The sequence below is a fragment of the Streptomyces sp. NPDC107517 genome, assembly GCF_055582645.1.
This window is the reverse complement of sequence record NZ_JBVJPM010000015.1, coordinates 142,101-168,917: the sequence shown is the minus strand read 5'-3', so window position 1 is coordinate 168,917 and position 26,817 is coordinate 142,101. Positions and strand designations below refer to the sequence as shown.

The 26,817-nt window shown below is 71.7% G+C and carries 19 protein-coding genes; 11 read left to right on the top strand and 8 right to left on the bottom strand.

What is annotated here, in order from left to right:
• Positions 1 to 35: 35 nt before the first annotated feature.
• A complete protein-coding gene (locus ACZ67T_RS30240; protein ID WP_469988157.1) occupies positions 36 to 608 on the bottom strand; it encodes a TetR/AcrR family transcriptional regulator in 573 nt (190 codons plus the stop codon).
• A 151-nt stretch (positions 609 to 759) separates the two neighbouring features.
• Here ACZ67T_RS30240 and ACZ67T_RS30235 point away from each other — a divergent pair, with 151 nt between their 5' ends.
• From ACZ67T_RS30235 to alc, 4 genes are all read left to right on the top strand, one after another.
• Positions 760 to 2,220, top strand: a complete 1,461-nt coding sequence (locus ACZ67T_RS30235; RefSeq protein ID WP_469988156.1) for an FAD-dependent monooxygenase — start codon at positions 760 to 762, stop codon at positions 2,218 to 2,220.
• 210 nt (positions 2,221 to 2,430) lie between these two features.
• Complete coding sequence (locus ACZ67T_RS30230) at positions 2,431 to 3,396, top strand: DMT family transporter (RefSeq protein ID WP_469988155.1); 966 nt, start codon at positions 2,431 to 2,433, stop codon at positions 3,394 to 3,396.
• 4 nt (positions 3,397 to 3,400) lie between these two features.
• On the top strand, positions 3,401 to 4,306 hold the full coding sequence (locus ACZ67T_RS30225) for a LysR family transcriptional regulator (protein WP_469988154.1): 906 nt from the start codon (positions 3,401 to 3,403) through the stop codon (positions 4,304 to 4,306).
• An 88-nt stretch (positions 4,307 to 4,394) separates the two neighbouring features.
• Positions 4,395 to 5,543, top strand: coding sequence for an allantoicase (gene alc / locus ACZ67T_RS30220; RefSeq protein ID WP_469988153.1), 1,149 nt, complete (start codon positions 4,395 to 4,397; stop codon positions 5,541 to 5,543).
• 26 nt (positions 5,544 to 5,569) lie between these two features.
• Here the strand turns inward: alc and ACZ67T_RS30215 are convergent, their stop codons facing one another.
• Entirely contained in the window at positions 5,570 to 6,775 is a 1,206-nt protein-coding gene (locus ACZ67T_RS30215) for a hypothetical protein (RefSeq protein WP_469988152.1), read from the bottom strand.
• Positions 6,772 to 7,932, bottom strand: coding sequence for a HesA/MoeB/ThiF family protein (locus ACZ67T_RS30210; protein ID WP_469988151.1), 1,161 nt, complete (start codon positions 7,930 to 7,932; stop codon positions 6,772 to 6,774). The genes ACZ67T_RS30215 and ACZ67T_RS30210 overlap by 4 nt, the downstream gene beginning before the upstream one ends.
• Before the next feature lie 224 nt (positions 7,933 to 8,156).
• Between ACZ67T_RS30210 and ACZ67T_RS30205 the strand changes: the two genes are divergently transcribed.
• Positions 8,157 to 9,431: a M14 family zinc carboxypeptidase gene (locus ACZ67T_RS30205; protein WP_469988150.1), complete on the top strand. Its 1,275-nt coding sequence runs from the start codon at positions 8,157 to 8,159 to the stop codon at positions 9,429 to 9,431.
• A 69-nt stretch (positions 9,432 to 9,500) separates the two neighbouring features.
• Here ACZ67T_RS30205 and pepN (ACZ67T_RS30200) read toward each other — a convergent pair whose 3' ends face one another.
• Positions 9,501 to 12,071, bottom strand: coding sequence for an aminopeptidase N (gene pepN / locus ACZ67T_RS30200; RefSeq protein WP_469988149.1), 2,571 nt, complete (start codon positions 12,069 to 12,071; stop codon positions 9,501 to 9,503).
• A 124-nt stretch (positions 12,072 to 12,195) separates the two neighbouring features.
• Here pepN (ACZ67T_RS30200) and ACZ67T_RS30195 point away from each other — a divergent pair, with 124 nt between their 5' ends.
• Positions 12,196 to 12,711 carry a DUF1203 domain-containing protein gene (locus tag ACZ67T_RS30195; RefSeq protein ID WP_469988148.1) on the top strand — a complete coding sequence of 172 codons (516 nt, stop codon included), beginning with the start codon at positions 12,196 to 12,198 and terminating at the stop codon, positions 12,709 to 12,711.
• A 47-nt stretch (positions 12,712 to 12,758) separates the two neighbouring features.
• Here ACZ67T_RS30195 and ACZ67T_RS30190 read toward each other — a convergent pair whose 3' ends face one another.
• Positions 12,759 to 13,775 (bottom strand): aspartate-semialdehyde dehydrogenase, encoded by a 1,017-nt coding sequence (locus ACZ67T_RS30190; protein ID WP_469988147.1) that lies wholly within the window; start codon positions 13,773 to 13,775, stop codon positions 12,759 to 12,761.
• Between the two features lie 195 nt (positions 13,776 to 13,970).
• Between ACZ67T_RS30190 and ACZ67T_RS30185 the strand changes: the two genes are divergently transcribed.
• On the top strand, positions 13,971 to 14,492 hold the full coding sequence (locus ACZ67T_RS30185) for a sigma-70 family RNA polymerase sigma factor (protein ID WP_100594182.1): 522 nt from the start codon (positions 13,971 to 13,973) through the stop codon (positions 14,490 to 14,492).
• 1 nt (position 14,493) lies between these two features.
• Positions 14,494 to 15,306 (top strand): hypothetical protein, encoded by an 813-nt coding sequence (locus ACZ67T_RS30180; protein ID WP_469988146.1) that lies wholly within the window; start codon positions 14,494 to 14,496, stop codon positions 15,304 to 15,306.
• Between the two features lie 73 nt (positions 15,307 to 15,379).
• On the opposite strand, the gene ACZ67T_RS30175 is transcribed toward ACZ67T_RS30180, so the two are convergent.
• Complete coding sequence (locus tag ACZ67T_RS30175; RefSeq protein ID WP_469988145.1) at positions 15,380 to 18,694, bottom strand: S8 family serine peptidase; 3,315 nt, start codon at positions 18,692 to 18,694, stop codon at positions 15,380 to 15,382.
• Positions 18,695 to 18,971: 277 nt separating this feature from the next.
• On the opposite strand from ACZ67T_RS30175, the gene ACZ67T_RS30170 reads away from it, so the two are divergent.
• The 3 genes from ACZ67T_RS30170 (at position 18,972) to ACZ67T_RS30160 (ending at position 22,746) form a co-directional block, all read left to right on the top strand.
• A complete protein-coding gene (locus ACZ67T_RS30170; RefSeq protein WP_469988144.1) occupies positions 18,972 to 19,427 on the top strand; it encodes an NUDIX hydrolase in 456 nt (151 codons plus the stop codon).
• A gap of 213 nt (positions 19,428 to 19,640) precedes the next feature.
• Positions 19,641 to 21,452 carry a TIGR03767 family metallophosphoesterase gene (locus ACZ67T_RS30165; RefSeq protein ID WP_469988143.1) on the top strand — a complete coding sequence of 604 codons (1,812 nt, stop codon included), beginning with the start codon at positions 19,641 to 19,643 and terminating at the stop codon, positions 21,450 to 21,452.
• Between the two features lie 145 nt (positions 21,453 to 21,597).
• Positions 21,598 to 22,746 carry a serine hydrolase domain-containing protein gene (locus ACZ67T_RS30160; protein ID WP_469988142.1) on the top strand — a complete coding sequence of 383 codons (1,149 nt, stop codon included), beginning with the start codon at positions 21,598 to 21,600 and terminating at the stop codon, positions 22,744 to 22,746.
• Between the two features lie 43 nt (positions 22,747 to 22,789).
• Here the strand turns inward: ACZ67T_RS30160 and ACZ67T_RS30155 are convergent, their stop codons facing one another.
• Positions 22,790 to 23,920, bottom strand: a complete 1,131-nt coding sequence (locus ACZ67T_RS30155; protein ID WP_469988141.1) for a hypothetical protein — start codon at positions 23,918 to 23,920, stop codon at positions 22,790 to 22,792.
• Positions 23,921 to 24,109: 189 nt separating this feature from the next.
• The gene (gene pepN, locus ACZ67T_RS30150) at positions 24,110 to 26,689 is read right to left on the bottom strand and encodes an aminopeptidase N (protein ID WP_469988140.1); all 2,580 of its coding nucleotides are present in this window, start codon (positions 26,687 to 26,689) and stop codon (positions 24,110 to 24,112) included.
• Positions 26,690 to 26,817 lie beyond the last annotated feature (128 nt).

The following is a 26,817-nucleotide window of genomic DNA, read 5'->3' as shown; positions in this document are numbered from 1 at the left end:
CGGGCCGTTCGGCCGAGCGACCGGCCGGTGCCGTCCTACGGCCGCTCGGCCGTCAGATAGCGCTGGAGCGTCGGCGCCAGCCACTCCACCGTCTCGTCGCGGCCGAGCCCGACGGCGGGGCCGAAGCGCAGCACGTAACGGGTGAGCGCGAGACCGAGGACCTGTGACGCGCAGAGCGCGGCCCGCACCGGGGCCTCGGCGGGGTCGGGGCAGACGCGCAGGGCGAGCGGCAGCGTCTGCTTCCTGAAGATGTCCTGCATGCGCTCGGCGCCCGCGGAGTTGGTGACGCCCACGCGCAGCAGCGCGGTGAGCACCTCGTTCTCCTCCCACAGGTCGAGGAAGTGCCGTACGAGGGTGCGGCCCATGTCGTCGACCGCGATCTCCTCGGGGTCCGGAAGCCGCAGGTCGATGTCGATGGCCGCGGCGAAGAGACCCTCCTTGTTGCCGTAGTAGCGCATCACCATCGACGGGTCGATCGCCGCGTCCTTGGCGATGGCGCGGATCGTGGCCCGCTCGTAGCCGTCGGCGGCGAAGCGCTCGCGGGCAGCCACGAGGATCGCGGTGCGGGTGGCGTCCGAGCGGCGTGCCTGCTGGGTGGTTCCTGTCATGCCAACAAACGTAGGCCAACACCTGTTGACAGTCCAGAGCGGGGCACCTAGGTTTGCCAACAGACGTTGACCAACACTCGTTGACCAACACGTGTCGGCGATGAGCTGCCGGACCCGACCGCACCGAGCTCGCAGGCACCAGGAGGCCACCATGAACGGCACCACTCCTCGCACCGTGATCGTCGTCGGCTCCGGCCCCACCGGCCTGCTCCTGGCCGGCGACCTCGCCGCCGCGGGCGTCCCCGTGACCGTCGTCGAGAAGCGCCCCCACAAGATCAGCAACCTCTCCCGGGCCTTCGTCCTGCACGCCCGCACCCTGGAGCAGCTCGACGCCCGCGGCCTCGCCGACGGCATCGAGGCCAAGGGGCAGGCCCTCGACAGGCTCCAGCTCTTCGGCCGCCTCGCCGTCGACCTGACCGTCCTCCCGTCGCGCTTCCGCCACCTCCTGGTCCTGCCGCAGTACGAGGTCGAGGCCGCGCTCCAGCGGCGCGCGACCGACGCGGGCGTGGAGTTCGTGTACGAGACCGAGGTCACGGGCCTCACCCAGGACGCGGACGGGGTGACCCTCCGGGTGCGCACGGGGGACGGCGAGACGACGGCGCTGCGGGCCGCGTACGTCGTCGGCACCGACGGCATGCGCAGCGCCGTACGCGAGAGCGTCGGGCTCCCCTTCCCCGGCAAGTCCGTCATCCGCTCCGTCGTCCTCGCCGACGTGAAGCTCGCCGAGGAGCCCGAGAACGTCCTCACGGTCAACGCCGTGGGCGACGCCTTCGCCTTCATCGCGCCCTTCGGCGACGGCTACTACCGCATCATCGGCTGGAACCGCACGCGCAACGTCCCCGAGTCCGCACCCCTCGACCTCGACGAGATCAAGGAGGTCACCCGCCTCGCCCTCGGCCGCGACTTCGGGATGCACGAGGCCCGCTGGATGTCCCGCTTTCACAGCGACGAGCGCCAGGCGCCCGCGTACCGTGTCGGCCGCGTCCTGCTCGCCGGGGACGCCGCGCACGTCCACACCCCGGCCGGCGGCCAGGGCATGAACACCGGTCTCCAGGACGCCGCCAACCTCGGCTGGAAGCTCGCCGCCGTCATCAACGGGCATGCGGGAGAAGCCCTGTTGGACACCTACGAGGCCGAGCGCCACCCCGTCGGGAAGGCCGTCCTGCGCAGCAGCGGCGGCATCGTCAGGCTCGCCATGGCCAACCGGCCCTGGACGCTCGCCGCCCGCGCCGCCCTCACCGCGTTCCTCGGCCGCGTCCGCCCCGCCCGCACCCGGATGGTCGGTCAGCTCACCGGCACCGGCGTCGCCTACCCGGCCCCGCGCGGCGCGCACCGCCTCGTCGGCACCCGCGTCCCCGATGTCGCGCTCAAGGAGGGCCGCCTCTACGAGGCCCTGCGGCAGGGCATGTTCGTCCTGATCGTCCCCGAGGGCACCGACGACAAGGGCGGCGACCGGTGTGCCGTCACCCACTGGGCGAGCGACCGCCGCACGTCACTCCTGGTGCGCCCCGACGGCTACGTGGCCTGGGCGTCGGACGAGGAGCCGGCGGACGGCGACACCGTCTCCGCCGGCATCCCGGACAGCATCGACTCGTATGCGTTCCGGGCGTAGGCGGCCGGTGTCGACGGCGGGGTGGTCCGGCTTCGGGCGCGACGCTGCTCGGGCGGCGTCCGTCCCGGGTCGTCGCTGACGCCGGCTCCCTCTCTCCACCTTTCAGTTCTGCTGAAGAGAATGAGCGGAAAGTTTCGATGGACCTGACGGGTGGGGAGCTGCGACGGTAGTCGGGTCGTAGCGAGATCACAGCTCAGGAGGGGATACGGGATGGCAGTCCTGGACCGGACGACCACCGGCGCCGAGAAGGCCGCAGGGGGAGGTGGCGGGGCAGGAGGGCGCCGCGCGGGCGCCGGCCTCGGCGCCGGCCTCGCGCTCGCGCTGCTCGCCACGGTGGTCTGGTCGGGCAGCTTCGTCACCTCCCGCGCGCTGCACGACAGCGTGCCCCCGATCCAGCACGCCTTCTGGCGCTGGATCATCGCGATCGCCGCGGTGGCGCCGTTCGCCGCGCGCTCCGCCTGGCGGCAACGTGCCCTGCTCCGCGCCCACCTGCGCTTCCTGTCGCTCGCCGCACTGCTCGGCGTGACCGTCTACAACACGCTCGTCAACCAGGCGGCGATGACGACGTCCGCCGGGAACATGGGCATGATCATGGCCGCGTCGCCGGTCCTGATGGCGGCGTACGAACGCCTCGGCGGGGCGCGGCTCGGGGCCCGCCGGGTGACCGGCACCGTCATCGCGTGCGCGGGTGTCCTGCTGCTGGTCAGCAAGGGCTCGACCGCGCCGGACTTCACGGCGGGCGACCTGTGGGTGGTCGCGGCGGCGGTCTGCTTCGGCTCGTACAGCGCGCTGCTGCGGCGCCGGCCGGCGGAGATCGGCGGGCCCGCGTTCCTCTTTGCGACGTTCGTGCTCGGGGCGCTGATGCTGCTCCCGGTGTTCCTCGTCAGCCTCGCCGTCCAGGGCGGCTTCGAGCCGACGGCGGCGACGGTCTCGCCCCTCCTGTACGTGGGTGTGGTCTCGTCCGCCGTCGCGTTCTTCGCGTGGAACAAGGCGATCGCCCAGATCGGCGCGGCCCGCGCCGGCGTCGTCTACTACCTCCAGCCGGTGTGCGTGGCCCTGCTCTCGTACGCGGTCCTCGGCGAGGCCATGGGCGGGCTGCAGATCGCGTGCATGGCGCTGATCCTGGCGGGGGTGGCCCTCGGCTCCGCGACCCGGGGCGAGACCCGGATACGTTGACCCCATGCGCGCCGCCGACTGGGACATCAAGAAGCTCGCGATCCTGCGGGCTCTGCGGGACCGGGGGACCGTCACGGCCACCGCGCAGGCGCTGCTCATGACCCCGTCGGCCGTGTCGCAGCAGCTGACCAACCTGGCGAAGCAGCTCGGCGTGCCGCTCCTGGAGGCGCACGGGCGGCGCGTGCGCCTCACCGACGCCGCCCACCTCGTCCTGCGGCACGCCGAAGTCGTGTTCGCCCAACTGGAGCGCGCCGACGCGGAGTTGGACGCATATCTGCAGGGCGAGTCGGGGGAGGTGCGGGTCGCCGCGTTCTCCACGGCCGTGCCCGCGCTGGTGGTGCCCGCGGTGCGCGCCCTGCGCACCGCCCACCCCGGGATCGCGGTCCGCGTGCGCGAGGCCGAGGCCGCGGAGGCGTACGAGCTGCTCTCGGCCGGTGACGTGGACCTGGCCCTGTCGCTCGCCGCGCACGCGCCCACCGCGCGGGACCCCAAGTTCACGCGGGTGCCGCTGCTCGCCGACCCGCTCGACGTGGCCCTGCCCACCGGGCATCCGCTGGCGGGAGCGGCGGGCCCGCGCCTGGCCGAGCTGGCCGGCGAGCACTGGATCTTCGGCGGTTCCGGACCCTGGTCGGAGATCACGCGGGCCGCGTGCGAGGCCGCCGGGTTCGTGCCCGAGCAGGCGCACAGCGCGGCCGGCTGGACGGCGATCCTGGCGATGGTCGAGGCGGGGATGGGCATCGCCCTGGTCCCGCGCATGGCGGCGGCGGGCCGCGAGGGCGTCGTGATGTGCGCGCTGGGCGAGGACCGGCCGGTCAGGCACGTGGTGGCCGCGGTGCGCAGGGGGTCGGAGGGGGCGCCGGGGGTGTCGAGGGTGCTGGAGGCCCTGAGGGGAGCCGCGGCGGAGCGCTGAGGCCGGTCCGGACCGTTCAGCTCACCTGAACGTACATGTCGAAAAGTTTCGATGGACCTAAGGGCTCGGCGGGTCCGACAGTGGACGTATGACGACATCCGACGCCACGCCGCTCGAAGCCCCCGAGGACCCGCACGCCAACGACGCCGCCCCCTACTCCGGCGGCGACCCGTACGCCGACTACCGCCACTTCGGCGACACCGGGAGCTACGCGGAGCTGGTGGACCTCGCCGACCGGCGCCTGGGCGCGGGGGTCATCGCCGCGAACGACGAGTTCTTCGCCCAGCGCGAGAACCTCCTCGTCCGCGAGCCCGCGGTGTTCGACCCCGAGCACTTCGGGCACAAGGGCAAGATCATGGACGGCTGGGAGACCCGCCGCCGCCGCGGCACCGCCGAGTCCCCCTTCCCCGCGCCCGAGGACCACGACTGGGCGATCGTCCGGCTCGGCGCGCCCGGCGTGATCCGCGGCATCGTCGTGGACACCGCGCACTTCCGCGGCAACTACCCGCAGCGCATCAGCGTCCAGGCGGCGTGCGTGGAAGGCTCCCCGAGCCCCGAGGACATCACCGCGGCCGACGTGAAGTGGGAGGAGCTGATCGCCCCGACGCCGGTGCGCGGCCACGCGGCGAACGGCTTCACGGTCACGTCGGAGCGCCGCTACACGCACCTCCGCCTCTGCCAGCACCCCGACGGCGGTGTGGCCCGCCTGCGCGTGCACGGCGAGGTGGTCCCGGACCCCGAGTGGCTCGACCTGCTCGGCACGTTCGACCTGCTCTCGGTCCTCAACGGCGGTACGTACGAGGACGCGTCCGACAAGTTCTACTCCTCGCCGACGCAGATCATCCTGCCCGGCACGTCCCGCAAGATGGACGACGGCTGGGAGAACCGCAGGCGCCGGGTGCACGGCACGAACGACTGGGTCCGCTTCCGCCTCGCCGCGCAGGGCGCGATCCGCGCGGTGGAGATCGACACGGCGTACCTGAAGGGGAACTCGGCCGGCTGGATCGCCCTGAGCGGCCGCAACGGCGACACGGGCGAATGGTTCGAAATCATCCCCCGCACCCGCCTCCAGCCCGACACCCTCCACCGCTTCAAACTCGCCGCCCAGGCCGTGGCCACCCACGTACGCCTGGACGCCTTCCCGGACGGCGGCGTGGCCCGGATGCGCCTGCACGGCTCCCTGACGGAGACGGGCCGCGACGCCCTGCGGGACCGCTACGGCCGCACCGAGGCCTGACCGACGCGGCGCGGCGGGGCATCCACTCAGCCCCGCCGCGGCGCCGCACGGCGCCGGCGCCACCAGGTGCGCAGCCACAGCAGATGCATCCCGCCGAGTGCGGCGAGGACCGCCGCGGCGTCGAGGTTCCGCGTCCATGGGTGATCAGGTCCCAGGCCGCCGACCGCCCGGGCGAAGAGGGTCACGTCGGCCGGCAGGGTGACCGCCGCGAAGAACAGAAGGCACAGAGCTGTCCCCACGATCAGCACCACGCTGTACGTGCGCACGGCCCGGCGCTCGTGCTCGGGGAGCTCCCGGCTGGGGTCCTGTGGGGCCGGAAGGGTGCGATGTGCCACGCGCACGAGGCGCCGGGCCGCGTACCGGGCGTACGCGGCCCCGTCGCGGAAGAGATCCCGGCACCGGGTGAGGTCCTGGAGTACGAAGTACAGGTCGGTGCGTATGAAGACCAGGAGCTGGAAGGGCAGCGGCACCAGGGCCAGCAGCGTCACCGCGGAGAGGATCCGGTGGAGCGTCGTGCCCGGATCCACCAGGGAGGCGACCAGGACCCCCGCCGAGGCAACGGTCACATTGGTGGCGATGCCCGCCAGATAGGCGGTCAGCCGGTGCCGTCGGGGCGCGAGTTCGATGCCGCTGATGTCCGTCTGCACGACGAGGAACTGCAGCCTTGTGCCCAGGCGCATCCGGCCGGGCACACCGGTGGCCCGAGCCGCCATCAGATGGGCGCACTCGTGCAGCAGGAGCAGTGTCCAGCCCACGCCGGCGCTCATGGCGATGACCAGGCTCCCGTGCGAACTCCACAACAGGGAGCGGTAGGTGAGCGGCACGGGAGCCCGGCTCACCTGGACGACGACCGCCGCGCAGATCAGCAGGGCGAATAGCACAGGCACGAACGGGTTCAGCATCCACCGGACATGGTGGCCCCGAACGCGCGCGAGGGGCGGGGCGGGCACGACCTCCGACGGCAGGTCCCGGCCGTCCGCGGCCGCGACGAAACCGAGGCCGATCAGGGCCTCCACGAAGTCCGGGACGTCGATCTCCTCGCCGGTCTCCGCCCGTATCCGCTCCGCGACCTCCGGTACGCTCACACCCTGCCCGAGGAGGTCGAGGCAGCGTTTGCCGTCGTCCGGCAGCGCCACGAAGCGTCCCGTGCTCATGCGCCCGACGATCCACTCCGCACCGTCCGGGCGCGCGGCCAGCTCATGGAGCCGGACGCGGACGGGTGCGCCGGTCACGGCCGCGGATTTCCGGCCGGAACGTCCGCACAGGCCGTGCAGTCGGGCCTGCGCGGGAAGCGCTCCAGCACCGGCTCGCCCGGGGTCATGAGGTTGATGCCGTACCGGAATCCGGGCTCCAGCGGCGGGACACCGGTGATCAGCGCGATCGCGGCGTGGACCAGGAGGCTTCCCGACAGCCCGGCCGTGACGGCGCCGGCGGGGTTCCACGGCATGCGGGGTGACGCGACCGACTCGTCCTGTCCGGGTCCGAGGCGCAGATCACGCCGCTCCACCTCGCCCGCACGCAGGCACTCCCAGCACCCGCCCCGGCCCGGCACATGGACTCCGACCGTGACCAACGGGCCGCGGTAGCCGGCGACGGCCCACGGCACCGAGGCCGCCAGACATACGCGATTGGCCCAGCGACGGATGTCCGCGGGCTGGTCGGCGGCGATCAGCACCACGTCGTAACCGGGGGAGCCGTGGTCCCCGGGCGACAGGAGAGCGGCGAGATCTTCGGGGCTTTCCACCGCACGCTGTTCGCCGGTCACCGTCACGTCCGAGTTCAGTGCCCGTAGGTCCTCCACCGCGGCCTTGACCTTGGGCTCGCCCAGATCGCGCTCGCGGTACAGGGGCTGGCGGTTCAGGTTCGACAGCTCGACCACATCGGGGTCCACGCAGTGCAGCAGACCCACACCGGAAGCGACGAGCCCCTGCGCCGCGAACCCGCCCGTACCGCCGACGCCGACGAGCAGGACCCGGGCCCCGCGCAGCCCGAGCTGCGTCTGCCAGGGGCTCGTCCGCGGGCCCAGATCCATCCACCGCAGCAGGGGCACTCCGCGGCTGTAGCGCGTCTGCTCGCGGGCGGACAGGTCGGGCGGAGCGGGTACGGCATCGTCCAGGAATCCTGCTTCCCACAGGTCGGTCATGGCCTGCAGGACGTCCTCGCCCTCCAGCGTCGGATGCGTCCGCAGCACCTCGGACACCACGGCCCGGGGCGGGCGGCTGCCGTCCAGTGCCTGCACCAGCGACCACACCCAGCCGTCCTCGTCCAGGATCTCGGCCCCTATGCCGTGGATCACGCTGCCGATGCGCACATGGCCGTCCGCGGTCCGGTACGCGCGATGCTCCGGCTTGACCCGCGGGTTCCGCAAGGACTCGACGCCGTCCGCCACACCGCCACCTCCGCACCCGGGAACGTGTTCTTGACACTCTCGCCCGTCCGGGTGAGCCTGACAAGACGCGCCACTTCGGTGCGGCTGGTTCACCAAGTCCCTTATCCGGCAGGCAAGTTGACCGAGAGGAGCCGACATGGCCAAGAAGATCGTGATGCGCCCGCTCGACAAGAAAGAGACCACGGGCGACAGCAACTCCGCCGGATCCTGACGGTTCGGTTGTGATGTGGCGTGGTCCGTGTCCCGTTGTCGGGGAGCTGGAGGCGCGTGCCCGTGCGCTGGTGGCGGCGAGGCCCCGTCTGCTGCGGCTGAGATCCGTCGGGGTCTCGCGGGGCGGGAGCCCCTTGTGGCTGCTTTCCGCGGGGCACGGGCCACGTGACGTGCTCGTCGTGGCCGGCGCGCATGCGAACGAACCGGCGGGCGGGGCCTCAGTGCTCGGCCTCGCCGGGTACTTCGCGCTCGACCCCGAAGCGCTCGCCCGGACCGGCTGCGCATGGCACTTCCTGCTCTGTCTCGACCCGGACGGGATGCGGCTGGCCGAGCGCTGGCTGCACCGGCCGCGCTCCGTCGAGGGCTACTTCCGGAACTTCTACCGGCCCGCGTTCACCAGCCAGCCCGAATTCCTTCCCGTGCGGGGCGAGGACCGGGCCCCGATGCCCGAGTCGCAGGCCCTGGTGCGCCTCATCGACGAGCTGCGCCCCGCCGTCCAGTTCTCGCTGCACGGCGTCGAGATCGGCGGTTCCTTCCTGCAGTTGACGCGCCAGGTCCCCGGCGCGGCCGAGGTGTTCCGTGGGGTGGCGTCCCGTCAGCGCATCCCGCTGGAGCTGCGCCCGTTCGACGGCATGGGCTGGTACGTCGACGCCCCCGGTGTGCTCCTGCTGCCCGGGGCACGGGCCGCCGACGAACGCGACCCGACGGGTTTCACGTCCGAGGCCACCTGGACGTACGCCATGCGGCACGGGACGGTCTCCGCCGTCGTCGAGACGCCGTACTGGGCCGTGCCCGCGGTGAGTGACGCGCGCCCCACCGCCGGCACCCGCGAGCGTGAACTCGCCAGGCTCGGCGAGCTGTTGCTGAGCCGGACCAAGCAGCTCGAAGCGGTACTCGGGGAGTGGACGACCCGGGTGCCCGAAGAGCGGCAGCCCTTCCTCGCCGCCGCCCAGGAACTCATCGAGGTCGCCCCCGGCATCGTCGACACCTGGACGTCGTACGACGCGCGTGAACTCGGCGCCGCCGAACTCGCCGCCACCGTCGGCAACTCCGTCTCCCTCGGCATCTCCGCCCGCCGCGCCCCGCTGCGCGCCGCGGCCATGCTGCGGGGCGCCCTGGGCGAGCGGCCGGCGCCCGCGGACGCGGCCGTCGCGACCCGGCTCGACGGCCTGGTCGCAGAGTGGTGCGCGGACATGGAGCGCCAGTACGAGCCCCGCTGGGTGCCGCTGACGGCGCAGACGAACCTGCACACGCAGACGATGCTAGGGATCGCCCGCGCGCTGGCCTGAGAACGCGTCAAAGGGGGAGGGGCGCCCCGCACGTGGCGGAGCGCCCCCCGTGGACCAGGCGGTGACGGACTACGCGTCAGCCTCCTGCGCCCGGAGCGCACGCTCCACGCCCGCCCGCGATTCCGACACCAGACGGCGCAGGGCCGCGTTCGGTTCGGCTGTGGTGAGCCAGGAATCCGTTGCGTCCAGGGTGGGCCGGGAGATCTGGATCGCCGGGTACAGGCCGACCGCGACCTGCTGGGCCATCTCGTGGGAGCGGGACTCCCAGACGTCCTTCACCGCGGCGAAGTACTTCTCCGTGTACGGGGCGAGAAGGTCGCGCTGGTCGGTCTGGACGAAGCCGGCGATGACCGCTTCCTGGACCGCGTTCGGGAGCTTGTCGGACTCGACGACCGACGCCCAGGCCTCCGCCTTCGCCTCGGCGGTGGGGCGCGCCGCGCGGGCCGTCGCCGCGTGGCGCTCGCCCGCCGCGGTCCGGTCCCGCTCGTACTCCGCCGCGATCTCCGGCTCGTCGTAGCGGCCGACCGCGGCGAGCCGCTCCACGAACGCCCAGCGCAGCTCCGTGTCGACGGCCAGGCCCTCGACGGTCTGCGTGCCCTCGAGGAGCGCCTCGAGCAGGTCGAGCTGCTCCGGGGTGCGGGCCGTCGCCGCGAACGCGCGGGCCCACGCCAGCTGGTGGTCGCTGCCCGCCTCCGCCGCCCGCAGGTGCGCCAGCGTCGCCTCGGTCCAGCTCGCCAGCGCCCCGTCGCGTCCCACGGGGGCCGCGTACAGGTCGATGGCCAGCTTCACCTGTCGGTGCAGGGACTGCACGACGCCGATGTCGGACTCCTTGCCGATGCCCGAGAGGACCAGCTCGAGGTAGGCGCTGGTGGGCAGTTCGGCATCGCGCGTCATGTCCCAGGCGGAGGCCCAGCACAGGGCGCGCGGGAGGGACGACTCGAAGTCGCCGAGGTGCTCGGTGACGAACGCGAGGGACTCCTCGTCCAGACGGACCTTCGCGTACGACAGGTCGTCGTCGTTGAGGAGGATCACGTCCGGGCGGCGCTTGCCGGCCAGCTGCGGGACCTGGGTCAGCTCGGTGGCCGTGACGTCCAGCTCGATGCGCTCCACGCGCATCAGCTTGCCGCTGTCGTCGTCGAGGTCGTAGAGGCCGATCGCGATGCGGTGCGGGCGCAGCGTCGGCTCGCCCTTGGCGCCGGCGGGGAGCGCGGGCGCCTCCTGCCGGATGGCGAAGGACGTGATGACGCCGTTCGCGTCCGTCTCGATCTGCGGGCGCAGGATGTTGATGCCGGCCGTCTGGAGCCAGGCCTTCGCCCACGCGGTCAGGTCGCGCCCACTGGTCTCCTCCAGCGCGCCGAGCAGGTCGGACAGGCGCGTGTTCCCGTACGCGTGGCGCTTGAAGTACGCCTGCACGCCCTGGAAGAACTCGTCCATGCCGACGTACGCGACGAGCTGCTTGAGGACGCTGGCGCCCTTGGCGTACGTGATGCCGTCGAAGTTGACGAGGACGTCGTCGAGGTCGCGGATCTCGGCCATGATCGGGTGCGTGGACGGCAGCTGGTCCTGCCGGTACGCCCAGGTCTTCATGGAGTTGGCGAACGTCGTCCACGAGTGCGGCCAGCGGCTGTCCGGCGCGTACGCCTGGCAGGCGATCGACGTGTACGTGGCGAACGACTCGTTCAGCCAGAGGTCGTTCCACCACTCCATCGTCACGAGGTCGCCGAACCACATGTGGGCCAGCTCGTGCAGGATCGTCTCCGCGCGCACCTCGTACGCCGCGTCCGTCACCTTCGAACGGAACACGTACTGGTCGCGGATGGTGACCGCGCCCGCGTTCTCCATCGCGCCCGCGTTGAACTCCGGCACGAAGAGCTGGTCGTACTTGGCGAATGGGTACGCGTAGTCGAACTTCTCCTGGAACCAGTCGAAGCCCTGCCGCGTGACCTCGAAGATCGCGTCCGAGTCGAGGAACTCGGCGAGCGAGGGCCGGCAGTAGATGCCGAGCGGCACGGACTGCCCGCCCGGGCCCTCGTACGAGGAGTGCACCGAGTGGTACGGGCCGACGATGAGGGCCGTGATGTACGTGGAGATGCGCGGCGTCGGCTCGAAGTGCCAGACGTCGTCCTTCGGCTCCGGGGACGGGGAGTTGGAGATGACCGTCCAGCCCGTCGGCGCCTTCACGGTGAACTGGAAGGTCGCCTTGAGGTCCGGCTGCTCGAAGGAGGCGAAGACGCGGCGCGCGTCCGGCACCTCGAACTGCGTGTACAGATAGGCCTGCTGGTCGACGGGGTCGACGAAGCGGTGCAGACCTTCACCCGTGTTGGTGTACGCGCAGTCGGCGACGACCCGCAGCTCGTTCGGCCCGGCCTCCAGGTGCTTGAGCTCGATACGCGAGTCGCGGAACACGGCGGCGACATCGAGCGAATGCCCGTTCAGGACGACCTCGTGGACCGCCGGGGCGACCAGATCGATGAACGTGTGAGCGCCCGCCTCGGCGCTCTCGAACCGCACGCTGGTCACGGACCGGTAGGTGCCGCCCTCCTGCGCTCCCGAGAGGTCAAGATCGATCTCGTACGACTCGACATCGAGCAGTTTCGCCCGCTGCTGCGCCTCTTCACGGGTCAGATTGGTGCCAGGCACGCGGTCATCTCCTAGATCCGGTCTACGTTTTTGACGTTCCGGTCATCCTTCCACGAGGGAAGCGGAGAGCGCGATGTCCGTTTTCCGCCGGTGAACACGCGCGCGCGGGACGAGCCTGGAGTACATGACCACGTACACCGCACAGCCCATCGCGCCGGCCACGCTCAAGGAGCTGAGGGACACCGACGACGCGGGCCGCCCCTGCGTCGCGTTCACCGCCACCGACGACGCGGCCGTCGGGTCCCCGCTGCGCTGCTGTCTGCGCTCCGTCGAGCCCGGCGAGCGGATCGCGCTCGTCTCGTACGCGCCGCTGCGGCGCTGGAGCGAGGCCACGGGCGCGCATCCGGGCGCGTACGACGAGCAGGGCCCGGTCTTCATCCACGCCGACGACTGCGAAGGGCCGGCGCCGGAGGCCGGCGGCTACCCCTTCGACCGGCCCGGCGCGCTGCGCACCGTGCGCCGCTACGACGCCGAGGGGCACATCATCGGCGGGCGCCTCCTGGAGATCCCGCAGGATGCGACGGCCGGTTTCGACGCGGCGTTCGCCGACGCGTTCAAGGACCCGCACGTGGCGCTCGTCCACGTGCGGGCCCTGGAGTACGGCTGCTTCCAGTTCGAGGTGCGCAGGCCGCAGCCGTAGGACGCCGCGGGGTCCGGAAGGGGCGGGCGTCCGGAAGGGGGCGGCCGTCAGCCCTTGAGCTCGGCCGCCACCAGCTCCGCGATCTGCACCGCGTTCAGCGCGGCGCCCTTGCGGAGGTTGTCGTTCGAGACGAACAGCGACAGACCGTTCTCCACGGTCTCGTCACCGCGGATGCGGCCCACGTACGAGGCGTCCTGCCCCGCGGCCTGCAGCGGCGTCGGGATGTCGGAGAGCTCGACGCCGGGGGCGCCGGACAGGAGCTCCGTGGCGCGCTCGACGGAGAGCGGACGGGCGAAGCGGGCGTTGATCTGGAGCGAGTGGCCCGAGAAGACCGGGACGCGCACGCAGGTGCCGGAGACCTTGAGGCCCGGGATCTCGAGGATCTTGCGGGACTCGTTGCGGAGCTTCTGCTCCTCGTCCGTCTCGTTCAGGCCGTCGTCGACGATGGCGCCGGCCAGCGGCAGCACGTTGAACGCGATGGGGCGCTTGTAGACCTGGGGCTCGGGGAACTCGACGGCGGAGCCGTCGTGCGTGAGCTTGTCCGCCTCGGCGACGACCTTCTGCGCCTGGCCGTGCAGCTCGGCGACGCCCGCGAGGCCGGAGCCGGAGACCGCCTGGTAGGTGGCGACGACCAGCGCTTCGAGGCCGGCCTCCTCGTGCAGCGGACGCAGGACCGGCATCGCGGCCATCGTCGTGCAGTTCGGGTTGGCGATGATGCCCTTGGGCCGGTTCGCGATCGCGTGCGGGTTGACCTCGGAGACGACCAGGGGGATCTCGGGGTCCTTGCGCCAGGCCGACGAGTTGTCGATCACGACCGCGCCCTGGGCCGCGACCTTCTCGGCGAGCGCCTTGGAGGTGCTGCCGCCCGCGGAGAAGATGACGATGTCGAGGCCCGTGTAGTCGGCCGTCGAGGCGTCCTCCACCGTCACACCGTCGATGACCGTCCCGGCCGAGCGGGCCGAGGCGAACAGGCGCAGCTCGTCGACCGGGAAGTCCCGCTCGACGAGGATCTTGCGCACGACCGTGCCGACCTGACCGGTGGCTCCGACGATTCCGACCTTCACAGGGTTTTCCTCCGTACGTACACGAACAGAACAGCGGGGGTGCCGCTCCATGATGCGTCTGTCCCCGGCCGCCTTGTCCAATCCATTGTCCGGGGTGCGGGACGCCACATTCATCCCTGTCTCACGGTGCGAACGTTTCCGGCTGCCCCGGCGTCCTAGGGGAAACGCGGGAGAGCCAGGGGGAGGGGAGGGGCATTGCTGCGCAGAAGAACGCGCCGCGCGGAGGCGGCCGATCCGCTGGATGCCGCACAGGAGGACCGGGTACGGGCCGTCCTGTCGCTGGGCGGGGTGCCGCACGGCGACCTTCAGGACGGCGTGCAGCAGGTGCGCCTGCGCCTCCTCGAACGGGCCGCGCGGGGCGACGAGGCGCCGCGCGACGTGTCGGCCTGGGCCGCCGTCGTCGCCTCGAACCTCGCGATGGACTGGCACCGGGCCCGCCGGCGCCAGGAACGGCTCGGCGAGCGCCTCGCCTCCCTGCGCCAGGAGCAGCGCGCGGAGGACGGCGCCGAGTCGCGGGTCCTCTCGCTGGCCGTGGCACAGGGCCTCGACGAGCTGCCGGACACCCAGCGCCAGGTCGTCGTCCTGCGTTTCTACGCGGATCTCCCGGTGCGGGCGATAGCCGAGGAGCTGGGCATCCCCGAGGGCACGGTCAAGAGCAGACTGCACACGGCGGTACGGATGCTGCGGGCGCGGCTGCGCGAAGGGGAGGTGGTGTGACATGGAGCACGAGGACCGGGCGCTGATGCGGGCGCTCACAGGGGAACCGCTGACCGCGGAGGACGCGGCAGACCCCGGGACGGTGGCCGCGCACGCCGCCGCCGTGGCCGACGTCGCGCTGCTCGCGGAGCGGGTGCGCGGGATCGGGGACGCGCTGGCCGCGCGGGCGAAGCCGGAGTCGCCACCGGCACCGGAGCCTGTGCCGGCTCCCGGGCCGGGTCCGGCTCCCGAGTCCGCGCCGGTGAAGCCGCTCGGGTCCGTGTCCGCGTTTCCGATGCGGCCGCGTCCCCGGCCCCTCGTCGTCGCGTTCAAGACGCTCGCCGCGGTGTGCGCCGCGGGGATGCTGGGCGGGCTCGCGTGGCTCGCGGTCGACGGGGGCGCCGGGGTGAGCGAATCCGCGAGCGACAAGTCCGCGAGCGACGCCAAGGACGGCGCCAAGGGCAAGGGCGGCGAGGAGGGCGCGGACATGACGCCGGAGGGCTTCGTGGCGTGCTCGCGGCTCATCGTCGAGGGCACCGTCGTCCGGGTCGAGCCCGTGCCCGGCGCGCAGCGCGACACGATCACGCTGACCGTGACCCGCTACTACAAGCCCGCCGAGGGACCGGCGAAGGTCACCTTCCGGATGGATCACGACGTCGACCCGCGCCTGAAGCCGGGCGACCGCACGCTGATCAGCATTCCCAAGGGCGAGGAGTACCCGGACAACTGGGCCACGAAGGCCGCGGACCGCGCGTCCCTGCGCGACACGGTCGTCAACGCCCTGCCCGGTTCCCGCGGCCTGAAGTGCTCGAAGGCCCCCGGCCCGGGCGTGTGACGCGTCGTGCGAACGGGACGGCAAGGGGCGGGCGCCCGTACGGACGCCCGCCCCTGCCGTTGTCCGGTCACCGTTACGGCGTGACCTTCTCGATCTTCACGCTGCCGAGCCCGGCGACCGTGCCGCGCCCGTTCAGGAGCTGCACCTCGCCGAAGAACTCGCGGCCCTCCGGCGCGGCGGCCGCGGCGACGACCTCGGCGGTGACCTGGGTCGTGTCACCGTTGCCGAGCTTCACGGACTTCGCCTCGTCGACCTTGACCTGGCCGAGCGTCGGGGAGAAGAACACGTCGCGGTAGTCGTACTCCGTCGAACCGGACGGGACCGAGTAGCCCGCGACCTCGACCGTGTACGTGCCGGCGGCCGGCTTGCTGATGCTGACGGCCTCCTCGGAGTCGCCGTCGGCGGACTGGCCGACCACGTTGCCGTCCTGGTCGTAGACCGTCAGGTCCAGGTCGGCGGCGTTGTCGGAGACGTTGCCGATGGCGACGTCCAGACGCTCGGCGCCCGCGGGGACGGCGACCGTGGAGGTCTGCGTCTCACCCTCCTTGACGGAGGGACGCGCCGTCTTCGACGAGCCGAGCGGACCGCCCTTCAGCTTGCCGTCGAGCGCGGCGAACTGGTTCGTCACCTTCCAGGAGACGGCGGCCGGGGTGCCGACCTTGGCCTCGGGGACGGTCTGCACGGCCGGGTCGAAGGCCGCGCCGAGCACGGCGACGTCCAGCTTGTACGGGTTGTCGAGCTGCGGCGACGTACGGCGTGCCTCGACCTCGATCTCCCAGACACCGGCCTGCGGGTCCGCGTAGGAGCGCAGGTCGGGGCGGCAGACGTTGGCCGGGTTGTAGTTCGGGTAGCAGCTCGGCGTCGACGTGTCGTCGACCGGGACGCCGTACGGGTGGATCGAGATGAAGCGGGTCTGGCTCTTGTCCTTCAGACCGCTCATCGCGACCTCGAGGGACTTCGCGCCCTCGGGGACCGTCAGGAAGTACGACTTCGTGCTGTTGCGCTGCACGGAGCCGGAGTCCGAGAAGGTGTACGACGGCTTCGCGAGCGGCGTCGCGACGACCACGGTCGCCATGATCTGCTGGTCGACGCCCTCGGTGCGCGGGTCGTCCACCTCCAGGACGGCGCTGCGCAGACCGGCGCTCTTCGGCGCGGCCTGCACCTTGACGGTGACCGGCTTGTTCAGCGGCAGCGAGACGGTGTCGTCGCCGAGGATGCGGAACGTGGAGCCCGAGTTGTTCTTGAGGGACAGCTCGTGGCGGACCGCGCGGTCCGGGCCCGACGTGCGCGTGACGGTGACGTCGTAGGTCTTCTTCTGACCGGCCTTGAGACCGCCCTCGCGGTCGTAGATGCCGGTGCCGAAGCCCGGGTCCCTGAGCGCGTAGTCGATCGCGGTGTCGACCGGGGCCTTCACCGTGTAGGTGTGGGCGTCCGCGCCGCGCTTGATGGACTTCCACGCGTCGACGATGTCGATGAGGCCGGAGCCCTCGGCGTACGCCTGCTCGCCGCTGATGTGCTTCGCGGTCGAGGTGAGCGCCGTGCGCAGCTTCGCCGGGGTGAGCGCGATGTGCTGCTGCTTCGCGGCGGAGAGCAGCAGGGCCGAGGCGCCCGCTGCCTGCGGGGAGGCCATCGAGGTGCCCTGGAGCATCGAGTAGCCGGCCGGCAGGCTGTAGCCCGCCTCGGCGACCGGGGAGCCCGGCAGCCAGGTCTGCGTCGAGTTGATCGCGGCGCCGGGCGCGGTGATCGTCGGCGTGAAGCCGCCGTCCTCACGCGGGCCGCGCGACGAGAACGGCATCATGGCGTACGACTTCGTCACGCCCGAGCCGTAGTTGGACGCCCAGGTCTCCTTGGAGATGGACGCGCCGACGGAGATGACCTTGTCGGCGAGGCCGGGGTCGCCGATGGTGTTCGCGCCGGGGCCGGAGTTGCCCGCGGAGATCACGAGCTGGACGCCGGACTCGTCGATGAGGCGCTTGTAGAGCGCGGCGCGCGCGTTGTCGCCGTCGTTGAGGGCGGGCAGGCCGCCGATCGACATGTTGACGATGTCGACGCCGCGCTTGGTGACGAGGTCGATCATGCCCTCGGTGAGCGCGATGTTGGTGCAGCCGCCGGACCAGGTGCAGGCGCGCGAGGAGACGAGCTTCGCGCCGGGCGCGGCACCGTTCATCTTCCCGCCGAACAGGCTGTTGGCGGAGGTGATGCCCGCGACGTGCGTGCCGTGCTCGGACTCGATGACGCCGATGTTGACGAAGTCGGCCTTCTTGCCGACCCAGTCGCCGCCGTACGGGTCCATCGGGACGTCCTTGCGGATCTCCACGACGAACGGGATCCGCTCGACGACGTCCGTCGCCGGGTTGTCCTTGCCGAAGTACCCGATCTGGTAGCCGTCCTTGTACGGCTTCATCGGGGTGTCGTCGGTGAAGTCGGCGTTGTCGTTCAGGTCGACGGTGACCGTGCCGGCCTTGGCGTCGTAGAGGACGGCCCAGGAGTCGGTGGTGTCGCCGTCGCGGTTCAGGTCGCCCTTGGCGTCGCCGCCGGTGGTGGCGGACTCCCTGAACGTGGAGACCTGGTACGAGCCGGCCGCAGCCTTGAAGGTCCGGCCGCCGAACGTGAACGTCGGGCCGCTCACGTTGGTGACCATCGCGCGCCAGGTGGCGTCGCCGTCGACGATCGGGTCGGTCGAGGTGACCCAGTCGACGATCTTGCGCTCGCCGGTGGTGGTCTTCTGGAGCGCCGGGTGACCGAGGTCCACACCGGAGTCGAGGATGCCGATCGTGACGCCGCGGCCGTCGGCCTTCGGGTTGTCCTTCACGAAGTCGACGGCGCCCGTCTCGAAGGACGGGTTGTACGGGTTCTTCGCCGGGGTGGACCTGCCGGGCGCGGCGTACGAGCCCTCGGCGCCCTTGGAGCCCTTGGCGGTGTCGCCGGCCGGGGTCGGGTCGTCGAGCTCGATCTCGTGGCGCAGGTCGATGCCCTGCACGGAGGAGAGCTTCTCGGCCGCCTTGATCGCGGCGTCCGCCTTGGCGGTCGGCACGGTGGCGCGGACGTAGCCGAGCTTGTCGTAGGTCCGGCCGACGGAGCCGCCCTTGACGGCGTCGAGCTGGTGCGCGACCTGCTCGGTCGCGCCGGGGGCGGTCGCGACCATCATGGTCACGTTCTTCTCGCCGGCCGCCTCGGCCTGGTCGAGGAGCTGCGCGTCGGACGAACCGAGCTTGTCACCGGCCGCCTTGACGGGTGCGTCGGTCGACGGAGTGGTGTCCGCGACCGCGGAGTAGGCCAGGGGTATCGGCCCGGTTGCGGTGAGCGCTGCGACGAGGCCGGCCGCGGCCGCGAGCCGGGCCGCCCGTCTCGCTCCGGATATCGGTGCGCGCTGGGGATCGGGGGTCATCAGCATCCCTGTACGTAAAGGATCGGAAAGGGTCCGGAATTCGGTGCCGGATGACCGGTCAGCTTTACTTAAGTAGTGCCTGTTTGGGGAGAGTTGCCCGTGACGTGATCAGGTCATGGCGTACTTCCGCCATACGCCATCGCGGACAAAGCGCCCCATACGGGGAAACGTGCGCGGCGAGGCACGGCACACGCGCCCCGCAAGGAGTCCCGCCCGCCGCGTCATCGACCCGCACGTTCACCACCCCGACCCGCCGTGGACCGCATAACGTCACCGTGTGCACAGGGAACTGAGGGTCGCGGCCTACGCAGTCTGCGTACGGGACGGGCGGGTGCTGCTCGCCCGCTGGGTGGCCGGCGACGGCACCAGACGCTGGACGCTGCCCGGAGGAGGCATGGACCACGGCGAGGACCCGTACGACACCGTGATCCGCGAACTCGACGAGGAGACCGGCTACGCGGTCGAACCCTGCACCCTCCTCGGCGTCCACTCCGTCCTGCGCCGCTACCCGCGCAAGCTCGGCGCCGTCGCCGACTTCCACGGCCTGCGTCTCGTCTACGAGGGCCGGATCACCGGCGGCGAACTGCGCCACGAGGTGAACGGCTCCACCGACATGGCCGCCTGGCACGCCCTCGACGACGTGCCCCGTCTCGCCCGCGTCGAACTCGTCGACGTGGGCCTCGAACTGTGGCGCGAGCGGCCCGCGGCAGGCCACGTCTTCCCCGATAAATGAACACGGAGTGACCGGCTCCTCTCCGGCACAAGAGGCGTTCATGACCGCGCAGGGTGGCCGGTGATCCACGTGGCGTGATCGGCGTTGCCCGTTGCCGCCGCGTTAACGCGCAGGTCATCCCCGATGCCAACGATCCAGTACGAGCGGGTAGTTCTGCCACGGCGAGCGCCCCGCGACCACTGCCGACGCGTTAGCACTCGGGGAGACCGCGCCATGCCGCGCATACGCTCTGTCGCCGACACCGCTGCTTCAGCCACCGCCGCCAAGGCCGCCTCCATCGCCTCGGCACTCGACCGCCGCACCTTCCTCGCCGCGTCCGGAGCCGTCTCCCTGACGGCCGGGATCGGCTACGCACTCGGCCCCGGCACGGGCAGCGCGGCCGCGGGCCCCGCGGCGCCGCCCGTGCCGGGACCCGTCCCGGCGGCCGTCTCCCGCCGGGCCCCGGCCGCCCCGCTCGCGCCCTACACGCGCGGCACCACCCTCGGATCCGTCGCCGCGGCCCCGGCCGGCGCGGGCTACCGGCGCCTCGGCGACGGCCCCGCCTGGCAGCGCGTCGTCCGCGGCGACCTCGCGTCCGCCAAGTCCGGGCGTGAGGGCCGCCGCACCGCGCTCGCCGCGTTCGTCCAGTTCACCGACCTCCACCTGGTCGACGTACAGCACCCCCTGCGCTACGAGTACCTGCGCTCGCAGACCGCCAGCGCCTGGCGCCCCCAGGAGTCCCTGTCGGTCGCCGGGGCGGTCTCGCTCGTGGAGCGGGTCAACGCGCTGCGCGGGGCGCCCGTCACCGCGTCGCCCCTGCACTTCGTCATGACGACCGGCGACAACACCGACAACAACGCCAAGTCGGAGCTGGACTGGTTCCTGAAGGCGATGAGCGGCGGCCGCATCACCCCGAACACCGGCGACCCGCGCCGCTACGAAGGCGTGCAGGACAGCGGCCTCAAGCTGTACTGGCACCCGGACGCCGCCCTGCGCGACGCCGACAAGCAACTGGGCTTCCCCCGCATCCGCGGCTTCCTGGACGCCGCGATCGGTGAGCTGCGCAGCCCGGGGCTCAACCTGCCCTGGTACTCGACCGTCGGCAACCACGACGCGCTGCCCGGCGGCTGCTACGCGCCCGGCGACTCCTTCTTCGCCGAATTCGCGGTGGGCGGGCGCAAGCTCATGGAGCTGCCGGACTCCGCGGGCAAGGCGATCTGGGACAACGTGAAGAACGGCGGCGACCCCAAGGGCCACGGCTTCAAGGAACTCCTCAAGTCCCAGTCCCGCCACATGCGTTCGGTCACCCCGGACGAGTCCCGCGCCCCCTTCACCCCGGCCGAGTACCTCAGGGCCCACCTCGACCCGGCGCACCTGGGCCCGGGCCCGCACGGCCACGGCTACACGCAGGCCAACGTCGACGCGGGCACCCAGTACTACGCCTTCCGCGTCTCGGATGACATCCTCGGCATCAGCCTCGACACGACGGACCCCGGCGGCCACTACGAGGGCTCCGTCGGCACGGCCCAGCTCAACTGGCTGGAGCGCACACTCAAGGACAACGAGAAGAACGGGGACTCCCACGTCCTCGTCTTCAGCCACCACACCAGCAAGACCATGCGCAACCTCCGCCAGGACCCGCACCACCCCGGCGAGGCCCGGCACGGCGGCGACGAGCTCCTCGCGCTCCTCGGCCGCCACCGCAGCGTCCTGGCCTGGGTCAACGGCCACAGCCACAAGAACGCCATCACCCCGCACGCGGGCCCCGAAGGCCGTTCCTTCTGGGAGGTCTCGACCGCGTCCCATGTCGACTTCCCGCAGCTGGCCCGCATCATCGAGATCACCGACAACCACGACGGCACGGTCTCCCTGTTCACCACGCTCATCGAGTCCGCGGCCCCGCACCGCACCGACTTCACCGACCTCAGCCAGACCGGTCTCGCGGCCCTCTACCGCGAACTCTCCTTCAACGCCCCCGGATCCCGCGCCACCCTCTCCGGCACGCCCGGCGACCGCAACACGGAACTCGTCCTGCACAAGCCCTGAGACGCAAGCCCTGAGAAGCAAGGCCTGAGAACGGCCTGATCCCGCTCAACCCGATCATGCTCCTCAACCCCCGCCCGTGACACCGGAGTCCCCCCGGTCGACCGCAGCGCACACAGCTGCAGAACATCGGCGAAGGAGACACGGGATGTCAGTGCGTACCGGCCTGGTGGGTGTGGCCGTAGTGGTGTCGGTGACGGCGGGGGCGCTCGCGACCCCCGCGCTCGCCGATGCGCCGGCCAAGGGCGGACACGGGGCGACGCAGCGGGCCATGGACGCCGCCGTCGCGGCGGGGGTGCCCGGGGTGACGGGGCGGGCGACGGACAGGTACGGCACCTGGAAGGGCACTTCGGGCCTCGGCGACCTGCGGACGGGCACCCCGCGCGGCGACCGGGACCGCTATCGGGTCGGCAGCATCACCAAGACGTTCGTCGCGACGGTCCTCCTCCAGTTGGAGGCCGAGGGCAGGCTGAGCCTGGACGACACCGTCGACCACTGGCTGCCCGGCGTCGTCACCGGACACGGCCACGACGGCCGGAAGATCACCGTCCGTCAGCTCCTCAACCACACCAGCGGGATCTACAACTACACGGCGGACAAGGACTTCCAGCAGACCGTCTTCGGGCGCGACGGCTTCCTGAAGCACCGCTACGACACCTGGTCACCCGGCAAACTCGTGTCGGTCGCCATGGCGCACCGGCCCGACTTCGCTCCCGGCACGTCCTGGAACTACTCCAACACCAACTACGTGCTGGCCGGCATGGTCGTGAAGGAGGTCACCGGACACTCCTACGCCGACGAGATCCGCCGGCGCATCATCGAGCCCCTCCACCTGCGCGCCACCAGCCTGCCCGGCACCGCCGTCACCGTGCCGCGCCCGGCGGGCCGCGCCTACAGCAAGTTCCCCGACGACCCGGACAAGAAGACGTACGACGTCACCGAACTCAACCCGAGCATCGCCTCGTCGGCCGGCGAGATGGTCTCCGACTCTGCGGACCTGAACCGCTTCTACTCGGCGCTCCTGCGCGGCCGGCTGCTGCCCGCCGCACAGCTCGCCGAGATGAAGAAGACCGTCCCCGTCTCGAAGGACGAGCCAGGTCTCGGCTACGGTCTCGCCCTCATGCGGCAGAAGCTCAGCTGCGGCAAGGAGCTGTGGGGCCACAGCGGCGGCATCCACGGCTCCGACACGGACTCCGTGACCACGCCCGACGGCCGCCACACCCTCTCGTTCAACTTCAACGGCGACTGGACGGGCGACAGCCAGGCCGTCATCGAGGCCGAGTTCTGCCCCGAGTAGCCGACAGGGCCGGTCGGCCGGGCGACCGGGGATCCGGCGGTGTTCAGTGCGGCAGCACCATCACGTACGCCGCCGGTTCCCGGTCCACCGACGCCATCAGCGCGGTCCGTACGACCGTCGCCTGTTGTTCGAGGGACTCACGCAGCTTGCGCGGCGTGAGGTGGACGACGGTGATCCCGAGGCGCTCCAGGTGCTCGCGCTTGCGGGCGTACTCGGACCACTCCAGGCCGTCGCTCTCCTCCTGGAGCTCCGGGCGCAGCCCGTGCCGGGGCGCGTTGGGGCCTCCCCTGCTCGAGCGAAGCCGAGAGCTTGGGGAAGTGTCCAGCTCCACCGCGACGGCCTGGTCGGGCCAGTACGCGTCGACACCGCCGAGGTGCGGTCCGCCGGGCAGGCGCAGGTCCACGTTCCACAGCGGGTCGGGCAGGCCGTACTCGCGCACCATCTCGTACATCCGGTCCTCGGCGATGGCGCGCCCCTCGGCGAGCAGCGAGTCCACGGCGTCGATGACGTGCGGGCGGGTGAGGAGCCTGGCCTGGTTCAACTCCCGTACCGCGGCGGCGGGTTCGCAGTGCCCGCCGCGTACGGCCTCGGTGAGCACGCGGCGCACCGCCCCGGCTTCCGAGAGCTGGGCGACGGCGTCCGCGAGGGCGCGAGCCACCGGCGCCACCGGCACCCCCGCGATCTGCTGCGGCGTCGGCATCCCGTGACTGCGCACGAGCCGGGCGAGACCGGTCGAGCGCAGCCGCCGTGTGCGCGGCACCATGACGTCGATCCGGTCGAGGGAGAGCAGCGGCGGAACGGACACGAAGCGGTGCAGGGCCAGTGCGGCGAGACCCGTGACCATGGCGTTGGCGTACGAGGCCTGGGGCGCGGCCTGCGGGGGGTGCGGCTCGTCGGGGGTGGTCTGCGTGGGCACGGCGGCAGCGGTACGGGTCTGGGGACGGCCCGCGTACAGGAGGACCGCGTGCAGCCGCTCGTCGGCGGTGGCCTGTCCGGGGTGGAGCAGGTACACGCCGGGCAGGAGCTGCTGCCAGGGGCCGCCCGGCCTGCACTGCTCGGTCAGGGCCGCGGAGGTGACCCCGTGCGCCTTGAGCTGGGCGGCGCTCAGCACGCGCTGCCGGCAGTCGTCGAGGTGCTGGAGGGGGTGGGGGGACAGCGGGGTGTCGTGGTTCATGACCCGGCCATTCCCGGCGCCGCCCGGGCTCCTAACCCCTGTTACACGCCCGTCGACAAAGAGGGACAAGCCTGCCCTAAAGTACGGGCGTTCGACTGCCGAGAAGGGCAGGCGGGGCGCCGGGTTACGGCCGGAAGTACCCGCGTTCGGTAACTCCCGGCCGTAGCACCCCTGTTGTACTCGCCGGGGCTACATCCCGGCCGTCGCGTCGCACGCCTGTGCGCGCAGGGCGCGGGCCAGGTCGTCGCGGGCCTCCAGGACGAGACGGCGCAGCGCGGGCGCCGCGTCCTCGTGCGCCGCCAGCCACGCGTCGGTCGCGTCGAGGGTGCCCTGCGAGTCCTGGAGCGAGGGGAAGAGGCCCTTCACCACGTCCATGCCGATCTGGATGGACCGCTCCGCCCACACGCGCTCGATCGCCGCGAAGTACCGCTCCGCGTACGGCGCGGTCAGCTCGCGCTGCGCCGGCTGCTGGAAGCCCGCGATCGTCGCCTCGACGAGCGCGTTCGACAGCGCGTCCGACTCGACGACCTGCGCCCAGGCCTGCGCCTTCACCGCCGCGGACGGGCGCGCCGCGAGGCAGCGCACCTGGTGCCGCTTGCCGGAGGCGGTGTCGTCGCGAGCCAGCTCCGCGTCGATCACCGACTCGTCGGCCGCGCCCGTGGAGGCGAGGGCCTGCACGAACTGCCAGCGCAGCTCCTGGTCGACATCGAGCCCGTCGATCTTCGCGGTTCCGTCGAGCAGACCGCGCAGCAGCTGGAGGTCGGCCTCGGCGGACGCGACGGAGGCGAAGAACCGCGCCCACGTCAGCTGGTTCTGGCTGGCCGGCTCGGCGAACCGCAGCTCCCGCAGGGCGCCCTCGGCGAGCTGCCGGCTGCCCTCGGCGCGCCACTCGGGCGCCACGTAGTGCGTGACCGCCGAGTTCGCCCAGGTGTGCAGCATCTGGAGGACGCCGATGTCGCTCTCGCGCCCGGCGAAGCGCAGCACGAGGCCGATGAAGTCGCGCGCGGGCATGAGCCCGTCCCGCGTCAGGCTCCACAGCGCCGACCAGCACAGGGCGCGCGCCAGGGGGTTCGTGATGTCACCGAGGTGCTCGCGCAGGGTGGCCAGCGAGTTCTCGTCGAAGCGGATCTTGCAGTAGGTGAGGTCGTCGTCGTTGACGAGGACCAGCTCGGGCGCCTCCTCGCCGGCCAGCCCGGACACCGCCGTGCGCGGTCCTTCGACGTCCACCTCCGCGCGTGCGTACCGTGTCAGCTCTCCCTCGGCGGAGCGGCGGTACAGGCCCACCGCCACACGGTGCGGACGCAGCTGGGGGTGCGACTCGGCGGCCTCCTGGATCACGGCCAGCTCGGTGATCCGGCCCTCGGCGCTCAACGTCACCTGCGGTGTGAGGGAGTTGACGCCCGCCGTCTGCAGCCACGCCCGCGACCATGTGGCCATGTCGCGCCCGCTGGTCTCTTCAAGCACGGACAGCAGATCGCCGAGCTGCGTGTTCCCGTACGCGTTCCGCTTGAAGTAGCGCCGCGCGCCTTCGAGGAACGCCTCGCGCCCGACATAGGCGACGAGCTGCTTCAGGACGCTCGCGCCCTTCGCGTACGTGATCCCGTCGAAGTTGAGCTTGGCGTCCTCCAGGTCGCGGATGTCGGCCGTGACCGGGTGCGTGGACGGCAGCTGGTCCGCGCGGTACGCCCACGCCTTGCGGTTGTTGGCGAAGGTGATCCAGCCGTTGGCGAACCGCGTCGCCTCGACCATCGAGAACGTCCCCATGAAGTCCGCGAAGGACTCCTTGAGCCACAGGTCGTCCCACCACTGCATGGTGACGAGGTCGCCGAACCACATGTGCGCCATCTCGTGCAGGATGACGTTCGCGCGCCGCTCGTACGACGCCTGTGTCACCTTGCCGCGGAAGATGAACTCCTCGCGGAACGTGACACAGCCCGGGTTCTCCATCGCGCCGAGGTTGTACTCCGGCACGAACGCCTGGTCGTACTTCCCGAAGGGGTACGGGTAGTCGAAGTGGTCGTGGAAGAAGTCGAGCCCCTGCTTCGTCACCAGGAACACGTCGTCCGCGTCGAAGTGCTTCGCGAGCCCCTTGCGGCACATCGCGCCGAGCGGGATCTCCAGCTTCGTACCGTCCTCGAAGACCCGCTCGTAGGAGTCCGTCACATAGTGGTACGGGCCCGCGACGACGGCCGTGATGTACGTGGAGATCGGCTTGGTCTCGGCGAACTGCCAGACGCCGTCCACGAGTTCACCCGAGCCGTTCGACCAGACCGTCCAGCCCTCGGGCGCCTGCACGCTGAAGCGGTAGGGCGCCTTGAGGTCGGGCTGCTCGAAGTTCGCGTGGACGCGCCGCGAGTCGGCGGGCTCGTACTGCGTGTAGAGGTAGACCTCGCCGTCCTCGGGGTCGACGAAGCGGTGCATGCCCTCGCCGGTGCGGCTGTAGGCGCACTGGGCGTCGACCACCAGCTCGTTCTCGGCGGCCAGGCCGTCGAGCGCGATCCGGGTCCCGTCGAAGACGGCCGCCGTGTCGAGGTCCTCGCCGTTCAGCGTCACCGCGTTCACGGACGGCGCGATCAGGTCCACGAAGGTCGCGGCGCCGGGCTCGGTGGCCCGGAACCGGATCGTGGTCACCGAGCGGAACGTCCGGGGACCTTCGTCCTCGGTCTCGCCGATCGCGGACCGCAGATCGAGCTGGATCTCGTACCCGTCGACGGACAGCAGGCCCGCCCGCTCGCGGGCCTCGTCGCGGGAAAGATTCTCTCCGGGCACGGGCGGCACTCCCTTGTGACTCGACTGGCTGCACTTGTGGTGCGAACAGGACCGATCCTGCCATGTGCCCCTGACGGCTGACAGCCGGGAATGGCAGGCCCGTACGGGACGTTCCCGGGGTGAGTGAA

Bases quoted from the DNA above. Each gene is read 5' to 3' on its own strand.
- ACZ67T_RS30240 (WP_469988157.1), bottom strand. From the start codon at position 608: ATGACAGGAACCACCCAGCAGGCACGCCGCTCGGACGCCACCCGCACC.
- ACZ67T_RS30235 (WP_469988156.1), top strand. From the start codon at position 760: ATGAACGGCACCACTCCTCGCACCGTGATCGTCGTCGGCTCCGGCCCC.
- ACZ67T_RS30230 (WP_469988155.1), top strand. From the start codon at position 2,431: ATGGCAGTCCTGGACCGGACGACCACCGGCGCCGAGAAGGCCGCAGGG.
- ACZ67T_RS30225 (WP_469988154.1), top strand. From the start codon at position 3,401: ATGCGCGCCGCCGACTGGGACATCAAGAAGCTCGCGATCCTGCGGGCT.
- alc (WP_469988153.1), top strand. From the start codon at position 4,395: ATGACGACATCCGACGCCACGCCGCTCGAAGCCCCCGAGGACCCGCAC.
- ACZ67T_RS30205 (WP_469988150.1), top strand. From the start codon at position 8,157: ATGTGGCGTGGTCCGTGTCCCGTTGTCGGGGAGCTGGAGGCGCGTGCC.
- ACZ67T_RS30195 (WP_469988148.1), top strand. From the start codon at position 12,196: ATGACCACGTACACCGCACAGCCCATCGCGCCGGCCACGCTCAAGGAG.
- ACZ67T_RS30180 (WP_469988146.1), top strand. From the start codon at position 14,494: ATGGAGCACGAGGACCGGGCGCTGATGCGGGCGCTCACAGGGGAACCG.
- ACZ67T_RS30175 (WP_469988145.1), bottom strand. From the start codon at position 18,694: ATGACCCCCGATCCCCAGCGCGCACCGATATCCGGAGCGAGACGGGCG.
- ACZ67T_RS30165 (WP_469988143.1), top strand. From the start codon at position 19,641: ATGCCGCGCATACGCTCTGTCGCCGACACCGCTGCTTCAGCCACCGCC.
- ACZ67T_RS30160 (WP_469988142.1), top strand. From the start codon at position 21,598: ATGTCAGTGCGTACCGGCCTGGTGGGTGTGGCCGTAGTGGTGTCGGTG.
- ACZ67T_RS30155 (WP_469988141.1), bottom strand. From the start codon at position 23,920: ATGAACCACGACACCCCGCTGTCCCCCCACCCCCTCCAGCACCTCGAC.